At 69.2% G+C, this 16,395-nt stretch carries 10 protein-coding genes; 4 read left to right on the forward strand and 6 right to left on the reverse strand.

All coding sequences use genetic code 11. The features are described 5' to 3' along the window. Nucleotides 1-311: 311 nt before the first annotated feature. Nucleotides 312-2,150: a FlgD immunoglobulin-like domain containing protein gene (locus IFSED24_RS08580; RefSeq protein ID WP_491334805.1), complete on the forward strand. Its 1,839-nt coding sequence runs from the start codon at nt 312-314 to the stop codon at nt 2,148-2,150. Between the two features lie 101 nt (nt 2,151-2,251). On the opposite strand, the gene IFSED24_RS08585 is transcribed toward IFSED24_RS08580, so the two are convergent. The 3 genes from IFSED24_RS08585 to IFSED24_RS08595 all read right to left on the reverse strand — a co-directional run bounded on the left by IFSED24_RS08585 (nt 2,252) and on the right by IFSED24_RS08595 (nt 6,931). Next, nucleotides 2,252-2,524 carry a glutaredoxin family protein gene (locus tag IFSED24_RS08585; protein ID WP_491334806.1) on the reverse strand — a complete coding sequence of 91 codons (273 nt, stop codon included), beginning with the start codon at nt 2,522-2,524 and terminating at the stop codon, nt 2,252-2,254. 11 nt (nt 2,525-2,535) lie between these two features. Next, a complete protein-coding gene (locus IFSED24_RS08590) occupies nt 2,536-4,494 on the reverse strand; it encodes a phosphohexomutase domain-containing protein (protein WP_491334807.1) in 1,959 nt (652 codons plus the stop codon). Nucleotides 4,495-4,627: 133 nt separating this feature from the next. Then, nucleotides 4,628-6,931 carry a C25 family cysteine peptidase gene (locus IFSED24_RS08595; protein WP_491334808.1) on the reverse strand — a complete coding sequence of 768 codons (2,304 nt, stop codon included), beginning with the start codon at nt 6,929-6,931 and terminating at the stop codon, nt 4,628-4,630. A 224-nt stretch (nt 6,932-7,155) separates the two neighbouring features. Here IFSED24_RS08595 and IFSED24_RS08600 point away from each other — a divergent pair, with 224 nt between their 5' ends. After that, a complete protein-coding gene (locus IFSED24_RS08600; protein ID WP_491334809.1) occupies nt 7,156-9,165 on the forward strand; it encodes a DUF3857 domain-containing transglutaminase family protein in 2,010 nt (669 codons plus the stop codon). A 2-nt stretch (nt 9,166-9,167) separates the two neighbouring features. Next, nucleotides 9,168-11,009: a DUF3857 domain-containing protein gene (locus tag IFSED24_RS08605; RefSeq protein ID WP_491334810.1), complete on the forward strand. Its 1,842-nt coding sequence runs from the start codon at nt 9,168-9,170 to the stop codon at nt 11,007-11,009. Between the two features lie 69 nt (nt 11,010-11,078). Here the strand turns inward: IFSED24_RS08605 and IFSED24_RS08610 are convergent, their stop codons facing one another. Further along, nucleotides 11,079-11,588 (reverse strand): nitroreductase family protein, encoded by a 510-nt coding sequence (locus IFSED24_RS08610; RefSeq protein WP_491334811.1) that lies wholly within the window; start codon nt 11,586-11,588, stop codon nt 11,079-11,081. 138 nt (nt 11,589-11,726) lie between these two features. Between IFSED24_RS08610 and IFSED24_RS08615 the strand changes: the two genes are divergently transcribed. Further along, the gene (locus IFSED24_RS08615) at nt 11,727-12,197 is read left to right on the forward strand and encodes a GAF domain-containing protein (protein WP_491334812.1); all 471 of its coding nucleotides are present in this window, start codon (nt 11,727-11,729) and stop codon (nt 12,195-12,197) included. On the opposite strand, the gene IFSED24_RS08620 is transcribed toward IFSED24_RS08615, so the two are convergent. Then, nucleotides 12,194-13,984, reverse strand: coding sequence for a hypothetical protein (locus tag IFSED24_RS08620; RefSeq protein WP_491334813.1), 1,791 nt, complete (start codon nt 13,982-13,984; stop codon nt 12,194-12,196). The two genes, IFSED24_RS08615 and IFSED24_RS08620, sit on opposite strands and share 4 nt — an antisense overlap. Before the next feature lie 160 nt (nt 13,985-14,144). After that, nucleotides 14,145-16,349 (reverse strand): LVIVD repeat-containing protein, encoded by a 2,205-nt coding sequence (locus IFSED24_RS08625; protein WP_491334814.1) that lies wholly within the window; start codon nt 16,347-16,349, stop codon nt 14,145-14,147. Nucleotides 16,350-16,395: the final 46 nt, after the last annotated feature.

Here is a 16,395-nt window from a genome sequence, read left to right on the forward strand (position 1 = left end):
TCTTGTGATATAACAACAAGTAACGTCATTTGCTGAATCATACCATTTTCAGTCTGGAAATCCCCAAACGAAGATAGGCTATTGCTTCAATAACACGGGGGCTGGTATAATCTTACGGTCCGTCAAACGGGTCCGTTTGGGCCTCAATGCCAACCTCGGAGGATGTCATGAAGCGAATGGTTTCGCTGATGGCCTTTGCGCTGATGCTAGTCGCCGTGCTTGCTCAGGCTCAGGTTCCACGGGCCGTACTGGCCGAGTTTCTCACCTCGACTGGCTGACCCTACTGCCCTAACGCAGAAGCGGGACTCACCGTGTGTGAGGAAACCTACAATCCGAACCAGTTCAACTTCATCGCCGTTCACTCCAGCTCGTTCTCCGGCCAGCTGTACAACCAGGACAGCCTTGCGCGTATCGGCTACTGGCCTTCGACCGGCCTGCCCTGCGTCTACTTCGACGGCGTCGTGCAGATGATCGGCGCGGGGTCCAACTACCAGAACGGCGTTCCTTACATGAACGTCATCAATCCTCGCCTCGAGGAGCTGGTGCCCCTGGTCGTCTACGTGGATGATTACACCTTCGAGGGCGCCGCGGAAGCCACCATCAAGGTTAAGATGCTCGACGACCTCGGCTCGTCCACCAATGGCCACTTCGTCCGCACGGTCCTGGTCGAGGACGAAGTCTATTCGGGCGGCGACTACTACAAGAACGTGATGCGTGACATGCTCGACCAGCGTGCGCTCACCATCAGCGCCGTCGGCGAAGAGCAGGTGTTCACCATCCCGATCACCATCAGCGGTGCCTACAACGTGGACCACCTGAAGATCGTCACCTTCGTCCAGCGCGATAGCGACCGCTTCGTGTACAACTCCGGCAGCAGCATGGGCGGCGAGTTCGTCCTGGTCGCCGGCGTCGACGGCATCCGGCAGGCCGTGTCCGACGGCACCGAGGTCGCCTTCGGCAACACGTCCCTGGTCAACGTCGGCTTCAGCCCGGACACCTACGACGTCACGCTTGACATGAGCAGCCTGCCCGAGGGCTGGGATGCCCACTTCCTCTACGATGGGGTGGAGTACACCAGCACCCAGATCGCGCTCGAGCCCTATGACAACGCGAACCTGACCGTGGTCATCGCCAACGGCGACAACGGCTCCGGGCGCGTCCGGCTCGACATTTTCAGCCAGGCTCAGGGTGAGGTCGTCGAGAGCTTCGACTTCATGGCGCACGCCGGCGGCACCGACTTCATCGTCGTGGCCGATGAGAGCGGCGAGGCGGCGGCGGTCTACGATGAAGCCGTCGCAGCGACCGGTAAGTCCCATATCACTTGGGACAACAGCCTGAGTTCGGTCAGCAGCGACATCCTGCTGGCCTACGACGCGGTGATCTGGGAGACCGGCAGCAACGGCACGTGCCTGAACGACGCCGACCGCACCGCCCTGAATACCTTCCTGGCCGCCGAGGGCCGCCTGTTCCTGGCCGGCGAGGATCTCCTGCAGAGCCTCTACGACCAGAGCGGCAGCGCGCGCCTCTGGTACCAGCTCAAGCTGCGGATCAACTTCAGCAGCGGCAACAGCGGCAACCTCGACATCACCGGCGTGGACGGCGATCCCGTCGGCGACGGCCTGGCCTTCACCCTGACCGGCGGCGATCCAGACCAGCTGCTCCTCTTGGCCGGCCAGCCGGTCGAGGTGTGCTTCGAGTTCGGCAACGGCGAGCCGGCGGGCGTGCGCACCACCTACGGCAACTACATGGTGGTCACCCTGCCCTTCGGCCTCGAGCGCGTGCCCACGCAGGACGAGCGTGACACGATCCTCGAGAACAGCCTGCAGTGGCTGGGCGTCCTGACGTCGACGCCGGTGGAGGATCTGCCGATGGCCGGTCTCGGCCTGGCGCAGAACGCCCCCAACCCGTTCAACCCCAGCACGAAGATCAGCTTCCGCCTGGACCAGGACGGTCCGGTGAAGCTGGAGGTCTTCAACGCTCGCGGGCAGCTGGTGCGCGTCCTCGCGGACGGCGCCCTGGCCGCCGGCCAGCACGAGGTGACCTGGAACGGTCGCGACCAGAGCGGCCTGCAGGCCTCCTCGGGCACCTACTTCTACCGCCTGTCGACCAACGGTGAGCAGCTCACCCGGAAGATGACGCTGGTGAAGTGATATGGCCCAGACGGGCTCTGGCCCGTATGACGGCAACCGCCCGCCGGACCCCGGTCCGGCGGGCGGTTTCTCATCGCGGGTCTGGCGACGCCAGACGCTCGTCAGGCGAGCCCCAGCAGCCTGGACATCCCCTCACGGTCGAACCCCTGCTTGGGAATGTAGGCGCGCTCCCAGCGTTCGTCATCGAGCACGAAGTAGGGAATGCCGCGCTTGCCGGTCTTCTCCTCCAACAGGCGCGCGGCGTCGGGATCCTTGTCGATCTCGACCAGTTCGTAGTCGAGATCGTGCTCGTCGAGGAACGCCTTGGCCTGGCGGCAATCGGGACACCAGGTGGAGCTGTAGACGGTCAGCTTGTCGTAGGGACGATCATTCATGGCCTCTCCTGTCATGAAGCGTCGATACGCAGCTCGGTGAAGGCCTCGTTGAGCTCGGCCACGCGGGCCTGCTCCTCACCCTCCATGTAATAGCGCAGCACGGCGTCGGTGCCGCTGGCGCGCAGCTCGAACCACTGGCCGGCCATCTCGAGCAGGGTGCCGTCACCGGCATGGAAGCAACGGATGACCTCCGGCAACGCCGCGCCCGCCGGCAGACGATCCTGCAGGTCGGCAGTGATGGCAGCCGGATCCTTGCCTTCGAGCGAGGCGAAGAAAGCCACCACCTGCTCCTTGCGGCGGTTCCCCGCCTGGCGGGCGGCCTCGCGGGCCTCGCCCTTGAGCGCCTCGTCGAAGAGGGTCAGGTCGCGACGCTCGTAGAAGCGCCAGCGCACTTCGTACGTTTCGAGCAGGTCGAGATAGTAGCCGGCCCAGCTCTGGTCCTGGCGGTGCAGCCGGGCCGCGAGGCACAACGCCAGCACCCCGATCTGCATGGCGTCCTTCTCCTTGGGCGCCAGGCTCGTGCGCCTGCCGTGGCGGCTGCGCACCGGCTCGGCAGCGCCCATGGCGGCGCCCCCCGACTCCTCGGCCATGATCAAGAGCCGCGGCCGCGGGCCGAACTCGTGGCGCTCGCCGGTCACATCGGTGGCGGCGCAGCGGGTCTCGCCGGCGGTGATCTGGTCCTCGAGGTCGCTCACCAGCGCGGCGAAGTGCTTGAAGCCCACCGGTGCGCGGTAAGTCCCGAGCCTGGCTGTTCCCCGCGCCGAGAAGATCTCGGCCACCTCGCCGATGCTGCGGCTGGTGGGCCAGGTCGTGGCCACGATCCAGTCGTAGCGGTCGATCTCGCCGGCGGATTCGAGGGCGGCGATCTTGGCCGCCGTCAAGAGGAAGTAGATCTGGTTGGGCATGAAGTAGACCAGGCAACGTTCGGCGTCGAGCGGATCGACCTCGAGGCCCGCCGCGGTCGCGCGCGCGGCGAGGGCGGCCGGAGCGGTGGTGACCATGTTGAAGCGGTCGCCATCGGGATCCCAGATGAAGAAGATGTCGGCCCGATTCTCGCGCAGCAGGTCCTGGGCGCCCACGTGCTTGTAGACCTGCCACTTGCCCGGGTCCACGCCGTGGTTCACCCCGTCGACCACGCCGATGCCGTGGTAGTCGCTGCTCTCCTGTTCGTGGGTGAAGAACACCGGCCCCTGATCGTCCATGCCGATGCCGAGATTCGCGAAGACGCGGCGGGCGGTGGGCGCCATGGAGCCACCCTCGGTGCAGAACGCCGCACGGAAGCCCGCCTGCGCCGCCGCCGGGACCTCGGCGAGCAGGTCCGCGGGGATCACCTGGCGCAGCACCGCGACGTAGGCCTCCAGCGGATCGAAGTCACGGTGGATCCCGGGATCGTCGCTGGCGGCGAGCGCCAGCTCGAGCCCCTCCTTGCAGGCGCGCTGCGCCAGCTCGCGCACCCGCGCGGCTATGAGCGGTGCCATCTCCAGGAGCTGCCCGCCGCCCGCGTCCATGGGCTTCCAGCCGCCCTTGTAGCTCTGACTGTGGCTGGCGGTGAAATTCTCGCCGCCGTCGAGTTCCTCGAAGAAGACGCCGAAGCTCGAGAGCCAGATGGGGGTGGTGCGCTCGCCCGCCGGACGCAGGTGCACCTCGAGCCCGTGGGCGGCGTAGAGCCGGGCCGCCAGGTCGATGAACTCCTGGGTGTGCGGCCGGACCTCGCCGCCGACGTGCAGCCGGTGCAGACCGTGCTCCTGCGCGAGCTGTGCGCGGGCCTCGAGCATGAGCGCCACGGTGACCGCGTTGAAGGGCACCTCGCTGCTGAAGAGGTCGTCCGGCGCGAGCAGGTCGCGGTAGCCGGCGGTGCCCAGAGCAAAGCTGGCGCCCCAGGACGCCAGTCCGTAGCGCTGGGCGATCTCGGGCGTGATGGCGAGGGTCTCGGGTTCCGGGGCGAACGGCGTGTAGAGTGGCTGGCTCATGGCGACTCCTGGCGGCACGGGCGATAGCGGGGTCCGGCGCCGCGCGACGCGGCGCTCACGGGGCATGAGAAAACCCCGGGGATTGCTGCCAGGCTACAGCATTTCCCCGGGGTTGCAACCCGTGGCGCCGCGACTATTTCGCCATGGTCACCTTCAGCACGTCGCTGGACTGCGTGGTCTGCAGGCGCGCCAGGTAGACGCCACTGGCCACGGCGCGACCCTGCTGGTCGCGTCCGTTCCAGGTGACCTCGTGGTGGCCGGCCGCGAGCGTCTCGTTCACGAGCACGCGCACCAGGCTACCGCGGGCGTCGTGGATGCTCAGCCGCACCGGACCCTCGCCGGGCAGGACGAAGGCCACCGCGGTGGCCGGGTTGAAGGGGTTGGGCCAGTTGCCCAGCAGGTTGGCCACGGGCGGCAGCGCCTCGCCGGTGGCCGTGGGCGCGGCCTGGACCGGCAGCAGGACACGATAGGTCTGGCCGTTGACCGCGCTGACGGTCAACCGGACCGACTCGCCCTCGACCAGCGGCCGCGCCGACACCAGCCGGATCTCTCCGTCGGCCTCGACCTCGGCTCGGGCGAGCACGGCCTGGTTGTCACTCAGCACGACGCGGCTGCCCGCCGGAGCGGTGCCGCCAATGGCGGCGGTGCCCGCGGGCAACGATTCGCCGTGCTCCACGGCGAGCATCTCGGGCGTCCGGGTGCGCATCAGGAGCGAGCAGTCGCCGAACAGGTTGTACTGCTCCATGAGCTTGTCGGCCTGGGGCAGCCCCTCGTACTGCACGAGCACGGCGGCGACGCCGGCGGCATAGAGCGCGCCCAGCTCGTGCTCGCTGCCGCTGGCGAGCTGGTCGATCATCTCGGCCTGCATCACGCAGGGCGGCACCCACGAGGTGGCGGTGGAGGCGGAGATCATGGCCACCGCGCCGGCGGGCTGGCCGTCGTGCTCCGAGCGGAGCCAGGCCTCGGCGAAGCACTCGTCGCGCGAGAAGTCGCCGTTGCTGCAGGAGACGTCCACGATGACCGGCCAGGCGTCGGTGTTGGTCAGTGCGTGGACGTCGGAGTTGCCGAACGGCACGCTGAGCCAGGCGGTGCCGTCGCCGTGGCCGAGGTAGTTGATCAGGCCCAGGCCGCCGTTGACCGCGGCGGCGATGTCGTCGCGGTCGCCGCCGAAGCCCTGGTAGATGCGGGCCACGTCGGTGTAGTCGCCGGCCAGCAGCTGGTCGCGCAGTTCCTCGGCGCGCTCGTAGTCGGCGGGCGAACCCTCGTCGCTGGCGATGCCGGCGGCGACATCGAAGCGGTCGGCCATGGTCTGCGGGTCGCGCTCGTAAGCCAGCACGCGGTCGATCATCAACCGCGCCTCGCCGGCGCTGCGGGCCGGCAGACGCGAGATCAGGATATCGACGTACAGATCGTCGCCCGAGAGCAGCCCGAACATGCCGTCCGAGTCCGCACCCTGGTAGGCGCCGAAATTGGTGGGCACGGTGTCCACGTCGCCCACCAGGATCAGGTAGGCCAGCCCTTGCTCCGAGAAGTAGTACTGGCTGATGGCTTCCCTCATGCCGAGCAGGTTGCCGCCCAGGTCGGCCATGGTGACGATCTCCACGTCGTAGCCGCGCTCCCGCTTCCAGCTGGCCAGGTTGGCCGAGGCGTTGGCGTAGCTGTCGCCGCTGATGATGAGCATGCGTTCGGAATCGCCGTAGCCATGGCCCTGGACCTCTTCGCGGGCGGACTTGTCGGCGGCCGCGCCGAAGATGGCGTCATAGACCGGCGCGAAGGCCTTGCCGGCGGCCGGCACGCTGGCGATGGCCACGTTGTCGCCGCCCTGGCCGGTGGTCTCGACATTCAGCGTCAGGCGCACCAGGACCTCCAGCTCGCCACGCTTCGGATTCCAGCGCACCGGATGCAGGTGCAGCGCCACGCCGCGGCGGTCACGCACCAGGAAGGGCTTGCCGAGGGTGGCCACGTCGGCGGGCCAGACGGCGGTCTGGGCATAGACCGCGGAGTGGATCCGCGGCACCTGCTGCGGATCGACCTCGCGCGACAGCGGGCCCCGCGAAGGCACCGGCGGCGCCGCCGCGATGGAACGCCACTCGGCCGACACGATCTGCAGCCGCGGCGTCCCGGTGGCCGGCAGGGGCAGGGCCTGGGCCAGGATCGGCAGCTCGGGATGGCCGGCCTCGAGGCTCGGAACGCAGCCGGGCACGCGCACCACGCTGTGCGGCTGACCGTCCAGGTCGACCGTCTCGAGGTGGATCCCCGGCAGGGTGATCTCCACCACGGTGAGGCCGGCCTGCGGGGTCAGGGTCTGGAGGATGGGCGCCTGGGCCTGATCGGCGCCGCTCAGCGGCACCCAGGCCGCCCCGGCCGGCAGGGCCACGAGCGCCAGGATCGTCAGGATTGCGCTCTGCAAGAGCTGGATGCTGGAGCGATGCAACATGAACGTCCCTTTCGACCACGTCGTGCAACTTGACAAGATTGTAGCACGCCATCTGTCGCGAGGGAACATTTTTTATGTATTACTATTTATTTTTGATATATGAGTTTCGATCAATCGTGAGTTTGGCATGGCAGGATGCCCGGAGCCGCTACACCTTGATCTCTGCCACAGACTGCGGCACAATGGGGCCTTCTCGCCACTTATCTGCTCCGGAGGATGACTGCATGCAATCCCGAATAATCCGCTGTCTGGCCGCCCTGGCGCTGCTGCTGGCGGTCCCGGTGCTGGCCGACCCGGCACCGGACCGGTCCGCGACCCCCGACAATCTGCGATCCCTCATCGCTGCCGCCGGCGACGCCGAGGATCACGAGGATGCCGACGTGGTCGCCGTCTTCGACCGCACCGAGACCGAGATCGAGCCCAGCGGCCTGGCGCACGTCACCCAGCACCAGCTCCTGAAGGTGCTGACCGCCAGCGGCGCCCGCGATTTGGGCTTCCAGCGCTTCGACTACGACCCCGCCAGCCAGCTCATCGAGCTGCGCCAGGTGCGCATCCACCGCGCCGACGGCACGCTGGTCGAGGTCGACCCCGCCACCGCCGTGGACACAACGCAGCCCATGCACGCCATCTACTGGGGCGCCCGCATGCGCTGCCTGGGCCTGCCGCGGCTGGCCGTGGGCGACGCGGTGGAGCTGGTGACCTACCGCAAGGGATTCATGATCGCCTACCTCGGCGACCAGGGCCCGGGCGACGAGAGCCGCTACATCCCCCCCATGCGCGGCCACTGGTACGACGTGCAGCTCTTCGCCGCCGGCTGGCCCATGGTCGAGAAGACCATCACCGTGCGCACGCCCCGCGACAAGCCGCTGCAGTTCCGGATCTACAACGGCGAGGTCTACGCCGAGACCAGCTTCGACGACGGCCATCTGATCTACCGCTTCTGGGCCGAGGACTGTCCCGCCGCCACCCGCGAGTGGCGCAGCACCGACACCCAGGACTACGCGCCCAAGGTGGTCATGGCCACTGTCGCCGACTGGGAGGCCAAGTCGCGCTGGTTCTGGGACGTGAACCAGCACCAGTTCGACAGCACCCCCGAGATCGACGCCCTGGTCGCCAGCATCACCAGGGGCCTGAAGACCGACGAGCAGAAGGTGCACGCGCTGAACCACTGGGCCGCCATGAACATCCGCTACTGCGGCCTGAACATGGGCGAGGGCGAGGGCTACGTGCTGCATCCGGGCGACATGATCCTGCGCGAGCGCAGCGGCGTGTGCAAGGACATCGCCGGCATGGCCATCACGCTCTGCCGCGCCGCGGGCTACGAGGTCTACCCCGCCATGACCATGGCCGGCGCAAGGGTCGAGCGCGTCCCCGCCGACCAGTTCAATCACTGCGTGGGTGCCTGGAAGAAACCCGACGGCACCTGGCACATGCTCGACCCCACCTGGATCCCCTTCAGCCGCTACGACTGGTCGCGTGCCGAGGGCGAACAGCACTACGTCATCGGCACGCCCTGGGGCGAGGACCTCTCGGCGATCCGCGCCTACACCGCCGACGAGAACGAGGCAGTGCTGAAGGTGCGCGGCAAGATCGAGCCCGACGGCGCGCTCACGGGCACCCTCGAGCTCGTCGGCAGCGGCCAGGCCGACACCCGCCTGCGCCGGACCATCGGCCAGAGCCGCCGCAGCGCGGTGGAGCCCGAGCTCCGCCGCTGGCTGGCCAGCCTGGCCCCCGGCGCCGAGCTGGGAAAGTGGCGCGCGGGCGACCCCGTGGACTGGGACCGCCCCATGACCCTCGAGGTCGAGTTCCGGCTACCCGCCTACGCCGCCGTGGGCCAGGAGGTCTGCAGCTGGCAGCCGGTGGCGGTGAACCTGGCGCTGCACGGCTACGGTGGCGTGTTCCGCCTGGCCCAACCACCGCGCCTGGCCGAGGAGCGCGAGACGCCGGCCATGCTCTGGTGGCCGCAGGCGGTCGCCCTGGACGAGCAGATCGAGGTCCCGCGCGGCTTCACGCCCCGCCTGGCCGACGACCGGTGGACCGCGGGCGGCGACCATGATTTCGCCACCTGCGACCTCGGCGCCACGGTCGACGGCCGCAAGGTCGCCCTCGCCGGTCGTTTCCAGTACGACCGGCGCCTGGTCCCGGTCAGCGACTGGCCGGCCTTCCGCGACGCCGTCACCACGTTCCAGGACGCCGCCGAGGTCCGCCTCACGGCCCGCCGGAAGGGAGCCTGACCATGCGCCACGCTCATCTCATCAGCCTGCTGCTGATCCTCGTGGCCGCCACGGCCGGCGCCCAGGTCGACACGCCGCAGATCATCGCCGCGGCGCCGGACAGCGACCGGTTCCCCGGCGAGGACGTGGTGGTGCTCCACCGCAGCGAGACCATCGAGCTGGCCGACGACGGCCGTCTGACGCGCCGCCTGCACCTGATCCAGCGGCTGCAGACCCAGTGGGCCATGCGCAGCCGGAGCGACGTGCGTGTGGCCTGGGACGCCTCGCGGCAGGACCTCGAGGTCGTGACCGCCCGCACCTTCATGCGCGACGGCACCGTGGTCGAGACCCCCGCGAACGGCTTCAACGAGGTCACCCCGGACGCGGTTCGCCGCGCCGCCCCATTCCTCGACATCCGCGAGATGGTCATCAGCCTCGTGGGCACCGAGCTTGGGTGCGTGACCGAGCTGGAATACGTGATCCGCGACCGTGCGCCGCGGTCCCTGCCCCCTGGCGGCGAGTGCTGGCTGGGTGGCGAGGATCCGGTCCTCGAGTCCAGGGTCACCCTGGTGGGCGTCCAGGGTGCCCTGGCCGGCGCCACCGACCGCGCCCTGGTCGAACACGAGGCCGGGTCCTGGATCGCCCACGACCTGCCGGCCTGCCGCGCCGAGGGCGCCGAGGCCTGGCGACACCGGTTCACCCCCCACGTGATCTGGGGCGCCGCCACCGATATGGAGCAGCTGGCCGGCGCCCTGCGCCAGCAGACCGAGGCCGCCGCAGGCGCCCTGGAGGGGCTGCAGGGCTGGCTGAGCCGCACGCGTGCCGACGCCGAGGTCCTCACGGAGGTCGATCTGCTCCAGCAACTCGCCGACCTCATCCACGCCGGCATCGCCGGGATCCACCTGCCCGCCGGCGCCGACCTGCGTCCGCCCCGCCTGGCCGAGGAGGTGTTCGACACCGCCGTGGGCACCGATTGGGAACGCGCCGTGGTGGCCCTGGCGGTCCTGCGCGAGGCCGGGTATGAGCCAGAACTCGGCCTCTTCGGCCGCGACGCCCTGACCGAAGGGCTCCCGCCCACCACCGCGCGCTTCACGCGCTATCGGGTGGTCGTCCGTGTCGACGACCAGAACTGGTGGCTGGCCCCCGACCGCGACGAGGCCTGGTCCGACAACGGCGATCTGGCCGGCTGGACCGGCTTCTTCCTCGCCGCCGATGGCGGTCATCGCCTCTACACCGTGCCGGTCCGCCCGGGCCTGTGCCGCTGGTCGGCGCACCTGGCGCCCGCCGGCGAGGGCTGGTCCGCCACCGCCGACCTCGTCCTGCGCGGCCCCTACCGCCAGCCGGGCGACACCGGCGAGCTGGCCGACCAGCTCGCCGAGGCCCTCCTGCCCGGCGCCGAGGTGTCCTCCCTGGACGTGCGCGTGGATACGGCCGACGAGCTGAGCCTGCGGTTGACCGCGGCGGGCGAGGCGCTGGCTCCAGTCGGCGAGGGCCTGCTGACCCGGGAGATCCCCTGGCCGACCGGCGCCCTGCTCGACCATCTGCCCGCGGGATTCCGCCCCGAGCAGCCGTCGCGCACCGCGCCGCTCGTGGTCACGGTTCCCGGCCGTGAGGAGGCGTCTCTGAGCATCGAGCTGCCCGCGGGCTGGCAGGTGGACACGCCGCTGGCGGTGGAGACGGCACGGTCGGCGGCGCAGGGATCCTTCGCCCTGCGCAGCAGGCAGGCAGGCCAGACGTTCACGATCACCCGGACCCTCGAGCTGGACGCGGGGCCCGTCGCCACCTTGGACTACGCCGCGTTCCGCGACCTCGTGACCGCCGCCCTCGCGCAGCAGCGCCAGCCGCTCGTCATCATCGTCCCCTGAAATCCGAAGAGGGGCTCGACCCAATCGGTCGAGCCCCTCGCGAATTCCGGTGGGCAGCGTGGCTGTGGGCTACCACTGGTTGTGGTGCGTCTTCCCGGGGTCGAAACGGTCCTCCGACGGCTTGGTCTCCTGTGGATGGCCCACCGCGATCAGCGCCAGGGGCTCGATGCCGTGCGGCAGCTTGAGCAGGTCGGCCAGCTGGTGCGCGCGGTCCCCCAGGGGGGCGATGCCCAGCCAGACCGCGCCCAGGCCCATGGCGTGGGCCGCCAGGAGGATGTTCTGCGTGGCGGCGGAGCAGTCCTGGACCCAGAACCCGGCGTACTTCTCGCGTGCGGGGTCGGCGCACACGGCGAGGCAGAGCGGCGCCTCGGTGCACATCTGGGCGTAGGGATGGACTCCGGGGATGGCGTCCAGCAGCTCGCGGTCGTCGATGACCACGAATTCCCAGGCCTGCTGGTTGCCGGCCGAGGGTGCGGCCATGCCGGCACGGAGCAAGGTCTCGATATCCTTGTCGCTGACCGGCTCGTCGGTGTACTGACGGATGCTGCGACGGGTCAAGATGGCGTCGAGGGCGTCCATGGGATCCTCCGGGGCGTCTGCGGGATGGGTCGGTTTCCGCCCAAGGATAATCGAGACCGGGGCCAAGACCAGCTTTGATCTCGATGATCCGGCAGGTTGAGCTTACCTTGAACGGGCCACCTTGACCAGGAGAGGAATATGGCCGCCACCGACCCCCGCCTCGCCGACCGCTACCGGCGGATCCACGACCAGCTCGCCGAGCTCTTCGCGCGCAATCGCGACCCCATCGCGCGGATGGCCACCATCGTCGCCGTGCTGCACCACAAGATGCCGCACTACTTCTGGACCGGGTTCTATCGGCTGCAGGACGGCAAGCTCGTGGTCGGCCCCTACCAGGGTCCCCTGGCCTGCGCGATCCTCGACGGCCCTGAGGGCGTCTGCTGGGCCGGGGTCCAGCGCGCGGAGCCGGTGCTGGTGCCCGATGTCCACGCCTTCGAGGGCCACGTGGCCTGCGATGGCCGGTCGCAGAGCGAGGTGGTCCTGCCGGTGCGCGATGCCGCAGGACGGATCGTCGGGGTCCTGGACGTGGACAGCGACCAGCCCGACGCCTTCTCCGACACCGACCTGGCGGGCCTGGCCGCCATCGTCGACCTCGTTCACGCCGGCTAGGCGATCTCCAGCCACGAGAACCAGAGCGGGTGGTGCCGCTTGTACCAGGTGAGCACCTCGCGCAGGACTTCCTGCTGCTCGGGGAAGATCACGTCGTCGCTGATGCGGTCGAAGAAGATGCGCATGCCGTTCTCGCCGAAGTGCTCCAGCGCCTCCGAGCAGAGCGTCTGCAGCTCGTTGCGGATGCGGCCCGAGTCGGAGATCTTCACCGCCCGGCGCTGGTGGTCCTCGCCGCGGAAGAACCGCGTCAGCAGCGGGTTGCAGACCAGCGGCCGGTACTTCTGGTCCTCCATGAACCGCAGGGTCAGCTTGACCTGCTTGACGCCGCGCGGCGTGGAGAGGCGGACGGTGATGCGGTAGGTGTCGTCGTCGATGGTCTCGACCCCGGGCGAGCCGGTATAGGGGTCGTCGAGCATGAAGCCGGCCAGCGCCATGACGTCCCAGTGCTTGCGGGGCAGGAAATCCTCGGCGGTCAGCGTCGGCTTCTCGACGCGGATGCCCGCATCGCGGGCCTCGCGGATGTACTCGCGATACTGTTCCAGAGCGGCGGCATCGAGGTCCTCCCCCACGATGGCGGCGAGCTGCTTGCCGAAGTCGCGGGCCTCGGCATCCAGGCGCATGATGCGGCTCTCCCGGTCCCAGGTCAGGCCGAAGCGCGAGCTGAACAGCGCCAGCGAGCAGTCGATGCCCAGGATGGGCGCCAGGCTCGCGGCCTGCATGGCCTCGGCGCTGGCCGCGTAGCCGTCGACCAGCAGCAGGTGGCGGTCGCCCTTGTCGTCGAGCCAGGTGCCCACGTGGTAGGTGGGCGCGTAGGTCCCCGAGTCGTTGAACAGCGCCATGCCCGACGGCAGCTTCCAGCCGTCCTCGGCCACGTGGGCCCCGACCTCGCGCCACTGGTCCCAGAGCCCGCCGATGCGCGGCTCGCGGCTGGCGCCCGAGAGGGTCCAGACGTGGACGTTGCCCGGCTCCAGATCGGGCCAGGCCAGGCGGATAGCCTCCATGACCTTGGCTCGCGGTGTGTGGAAATCCACCAGCATGGACTCGCGGGCGGCGGCCTCGGTCACCTCCAGCGGCAACAGCAGGTTGCCCATGTAGCCCTCGTAGGGGCGCGTCACCGACAGCGGCTGGTCGAAGAGGTGCAGCACGGTCATGGGGCCGGTGGGCTCGCCCTTGGCGAAGCGCGAGGTGTTCTCCAGGGTGTCGATGGCCGCACCCCAGATGGTGATGCCGGCGGTGTCGATGCGCCGCTGGAAATCGTCCCAGCCGAATTCGGGATTGTTGATGAGCTTCTGGACCTGGCGGTCGAGGAACTTGGCCACCTGGGGCCGGGCGTAGATGCGGCCGAAGCCGAGCATGGGGTTGCTGCCCATGTCGGGGGTCTCGCCGCCCTTGGGCATGAGGCCCTCGCCCAGACAGACCATCACCGCGTGGTTCTCGGGGAGCTGCCGGGTGAGGTACCAGAGGCACTCGCTCATCATGTAGGCGCTGATGGCGTCGGCGTCCTTCTTGACCCGGTTCTGCTCCTTCTTGTCGAGTCCCCTGGCCTCGCCGAAGCGGCCGAACAGGCGCGTGCCGAGCGCGGTCACGCCGGCGGTCATGATGAACAGCCGCTCCATGGCGCCGCCCACGAAGGTGATGTCGTTCTGGAACTCCACGTGGCCGTTGCCGTCGAGCCAGGCCACCTCCACGTCCTCGAGCCAGAAATGGAAACGGCCCAGGATCGGCCGGGTGTCGAAGGCCCACTGGGCGATCAGGTTGCGTTTCTCCATGGCTTCGGGCGTGGTCATGACGAGACCTCCGGTTGACCTCGGCAGATGGCGTCGGGATGGCAGGGTCTTTCAAGGTAACATGTTCGGATTGTTTGCAAAACCCGAATCGACCGCTGGCCGGCAGGCAGGACATCATACGGGCCCGGCCGCACCGGCCGGACCCGTTTTGACAACCCGATCATCGGATCAGCGTCAGCTTCTCGCCGACCCACTCGCCCGCACCCTCGGCCCGCAGAAGATACGTCCCCGAGGGCAGTTCGCGCCCTTCACCGTCACGGCCGTCCCAGACCAGCGCGTGGTGGCCGGCCGCGAACTCGCGGTTGGCCAGCACGGCCAGGCGACGGCCGGCCAGATCGTGGACCGTCAGGCGCAGCGATCCGGCGCGGGGCAGGGCGAAGGAGACCACCGTCCGGGGATTGAAGGGGTTGGGGTGGACGGACAGGGCGAGGCCGGGCGTCTCGGGCAGGGGATCGGTGGGTGCGCTCGTGGTCGAGGCGCACTCCAGGGGCAGCAGTGCCACGCCGCCCACGTTGTAGGGGTCGGCGCTCAGGTTGGGCCCCAGGCCGAGGCAGACCGCCTGCGCGGTCAGGGCGATGGTCTCGATGGGCAGGAGCAGGTCGACGTTGCCCAGGAGCGCGGGAGCCCCCGGATCGTGCACGTCCACCACCACGAACCCGAGCGAGGCGTGCGACACGTAGGCATGGCCGCCGGCGGCCCGGACCAGGTTCGTGTAGCCCGGGATCGCCAGCGAGCCCAGCACCGTGGGCGTCGTGGGCGGGATCACGTCGACCAGGACCAGCCCGCCGGCGCCCGAGGCGGCGTACAGCACGCCTTCGTCCAGCGACAGGTTCTCCACCGCATGGGGCAGCTCCACGGTGCTGACCAGGATGGGCGCCAGCGGATCGCTGCAGGCGCGGATCTCCAGCCGGGTGTCGTACGCGACGTAGAGCATGGATCCGAGCGCCGCGATGGCCTGGCCCTCGCCGCCGCACTGGATCGTGTTGATCAGCCGGAGATCGGCGGGGTCGGCGATGTCGATCACGTAGATCCCTTCCTCGCCGCCGTTGAGGTAGATCAGATCGCCGTCGAGGGCCATCTCCTTGTGATTCGAGACCAGCTCGAGCCGGGTGACCCGCACGGGGTCGTTGGGCGTGGAGATGTCGACCACGTCGAGATAGTAGGCGGACCGCACGAAGGCATGGGTGGCGTTGGCCACCACGGCGCTGCCGCCGAACGTGCCCGTGACCTCGCCCAGCAGGACCGGCTGGGTCGGGTCGGCGATGTCCACCACCTGCAGGCCGCCGTTGGCCTCGGCCACGGTCACCGCCAGGTCCCCCACCACCGCCATGTCCGCCAGCCGGCGCTCGGGTTCGAGGAGCGACCCCAGCGTCCGGACCGGGCCGGCTTCGGGATAGGCGTAAATCTTCAGGTCGTCCCAGCCGTCCACCAGGTAGGCAAAGCCCGGCACTACGGCCACGTCGTAGGCGCCGCGCAGGGAGGTCACCGGATCCAGGAGCTGAGGCGAGGACGGCAGCGAGGCGTCCAGGATCACCACGTCGGTCCTTTCGAACACCACGAAGACCTGGTCCCCGAACACCTCGAGTTCCCTGGCCGAGCCGGGCAGCGAGAGGGTCGTGCCCAGGACGGGCGCTCCGGGATCGCCGACATCCACGATCGCGACGCCGCCAGCGTCACAGGCCACGTAGAGCTGGTCGCCCACCAGCTTCAGATCCCAGACCGAATCCGGCATGACCAGCGAACCCAGGAGTGCCGGTGCGGCCGGATCGGCGATGTCGTAGTACCGGAGGTCGTGTTCATAGCTCCCCACGAACATCACGTCCCCGACCGCGAGGACCGCCGAACCGCCGGCGACCCAGCTCACCAGCTCCGGCGCCGCGGGATCGCTGACATCGGCGATGAACGTCGGGGCCGCCGTGGTGAAGAGGGCGTAATCGCCGTACAGCTCGACGCTGTTGGCACCATAGGGGGCAAGAGTGCTCACGACCCTGGGATCGGTGGGATCGGCGATGTCGACCAGGGCCAGGCAGCCGCCGGTGCTCGCGCAGGCCACGAAGGCCGTGGTCCCGCGGACCACCATGTCCCAGGGCATCTGGGGAAGCTCGACCTCGCCCAGCAGGACCGGATCGTCGCCGCCGGCCGGATCGACGACCATGAGCCGGTTCGGGACGGCGTCGTGGTGGGCGGAGCCCAGGTAGACCAGGCCATCGGCCACCGCCAGGGTGTAGACGCGGCCGTCCCAGTCGCCGCTGCCCAGCCGGCGGGCATGATCGCCGTACTCGATGCAGTCCTGGGCGGGGACGGCGGTGGCGAGGAAGATGGCGATCAGGACGAGCAGGCTGGCATAGACGGGCGAAGTCGGCATGGCAAAACCCCCTTGGCGGCACCGAAACGCGGTTCTCTCCCGGAAC

Source organism: Candidatus Latescibacter sp. IFSED24, from assembly GCF_058273205.1.

Bases quoted from the DNA above. Each gene is read 5' to 3' on its own strand.
- IFSED24_RS08620 (WP_491334813.1), bottom strand. From the start codon at position 13,984: ATGACCACGCCCGAAGCCATGGAGAAACGCAACCTGATCGCCCAGTGG.
- IFSED24_RS08595 (WP_491334808.1), bottom strand. From the start codon at position 6,931: ATGTTGCATCGCTCCAGCATCCAGCTCTTGCAGAGCGCAATCCTGACG.
- IFSED24_RS08590 (WP_491334807.1), bottom strand. From the start codon at position 4,494: ATGAGCCAGCCACTCTACACGCCGTTCGCCCCGGAACCCGAGACCCTC.
- IFSED24_RS08605 (WP_491334810.1), top strand. From the start codon at position 9,168: ATGCGCCACGCTCATCTCATCAGCCTGCTGCTGATCCTCGTGGCCGCC.
- IFSED24_RS08610 (WP_491334811.1), bottom strand. From the start codon at position 11,588: ATGGACGCCCTCGACGCCATCTTGACCCGTCGCAGCATCCGTCAGTAC.
- IFSED24_RS08600 (WP_491334809.1), top strand. From the start codon at position 7,156: ATGCAATCCCGAATAATCCGCTGTCTGGCCGCCCTGGCGCTGCTGCTG.
- IFSED24_RS08615 (WP_491334812.1), top strand. From the start codon at position 11,727: ATGGCCGCCACCGACCCCCGCCTCGCCGACCGCTACCGGCGGATCCAC.
- IFSED24_RS08585 (WP_491334806.1), bottom strand. From the start codon at position 2,524: ATGAATGATCGTCCCTACGACAAGCTGACCGTCTACAGCTCCACCTGG.
- IFSED24_RS08625 (WP_491334814.1), bottom strand. From the start codon at position 16,349: ATGCCGACTTCGCCCGTCTATGCCAGCCTGCTCGTCCTGATCGCCATC.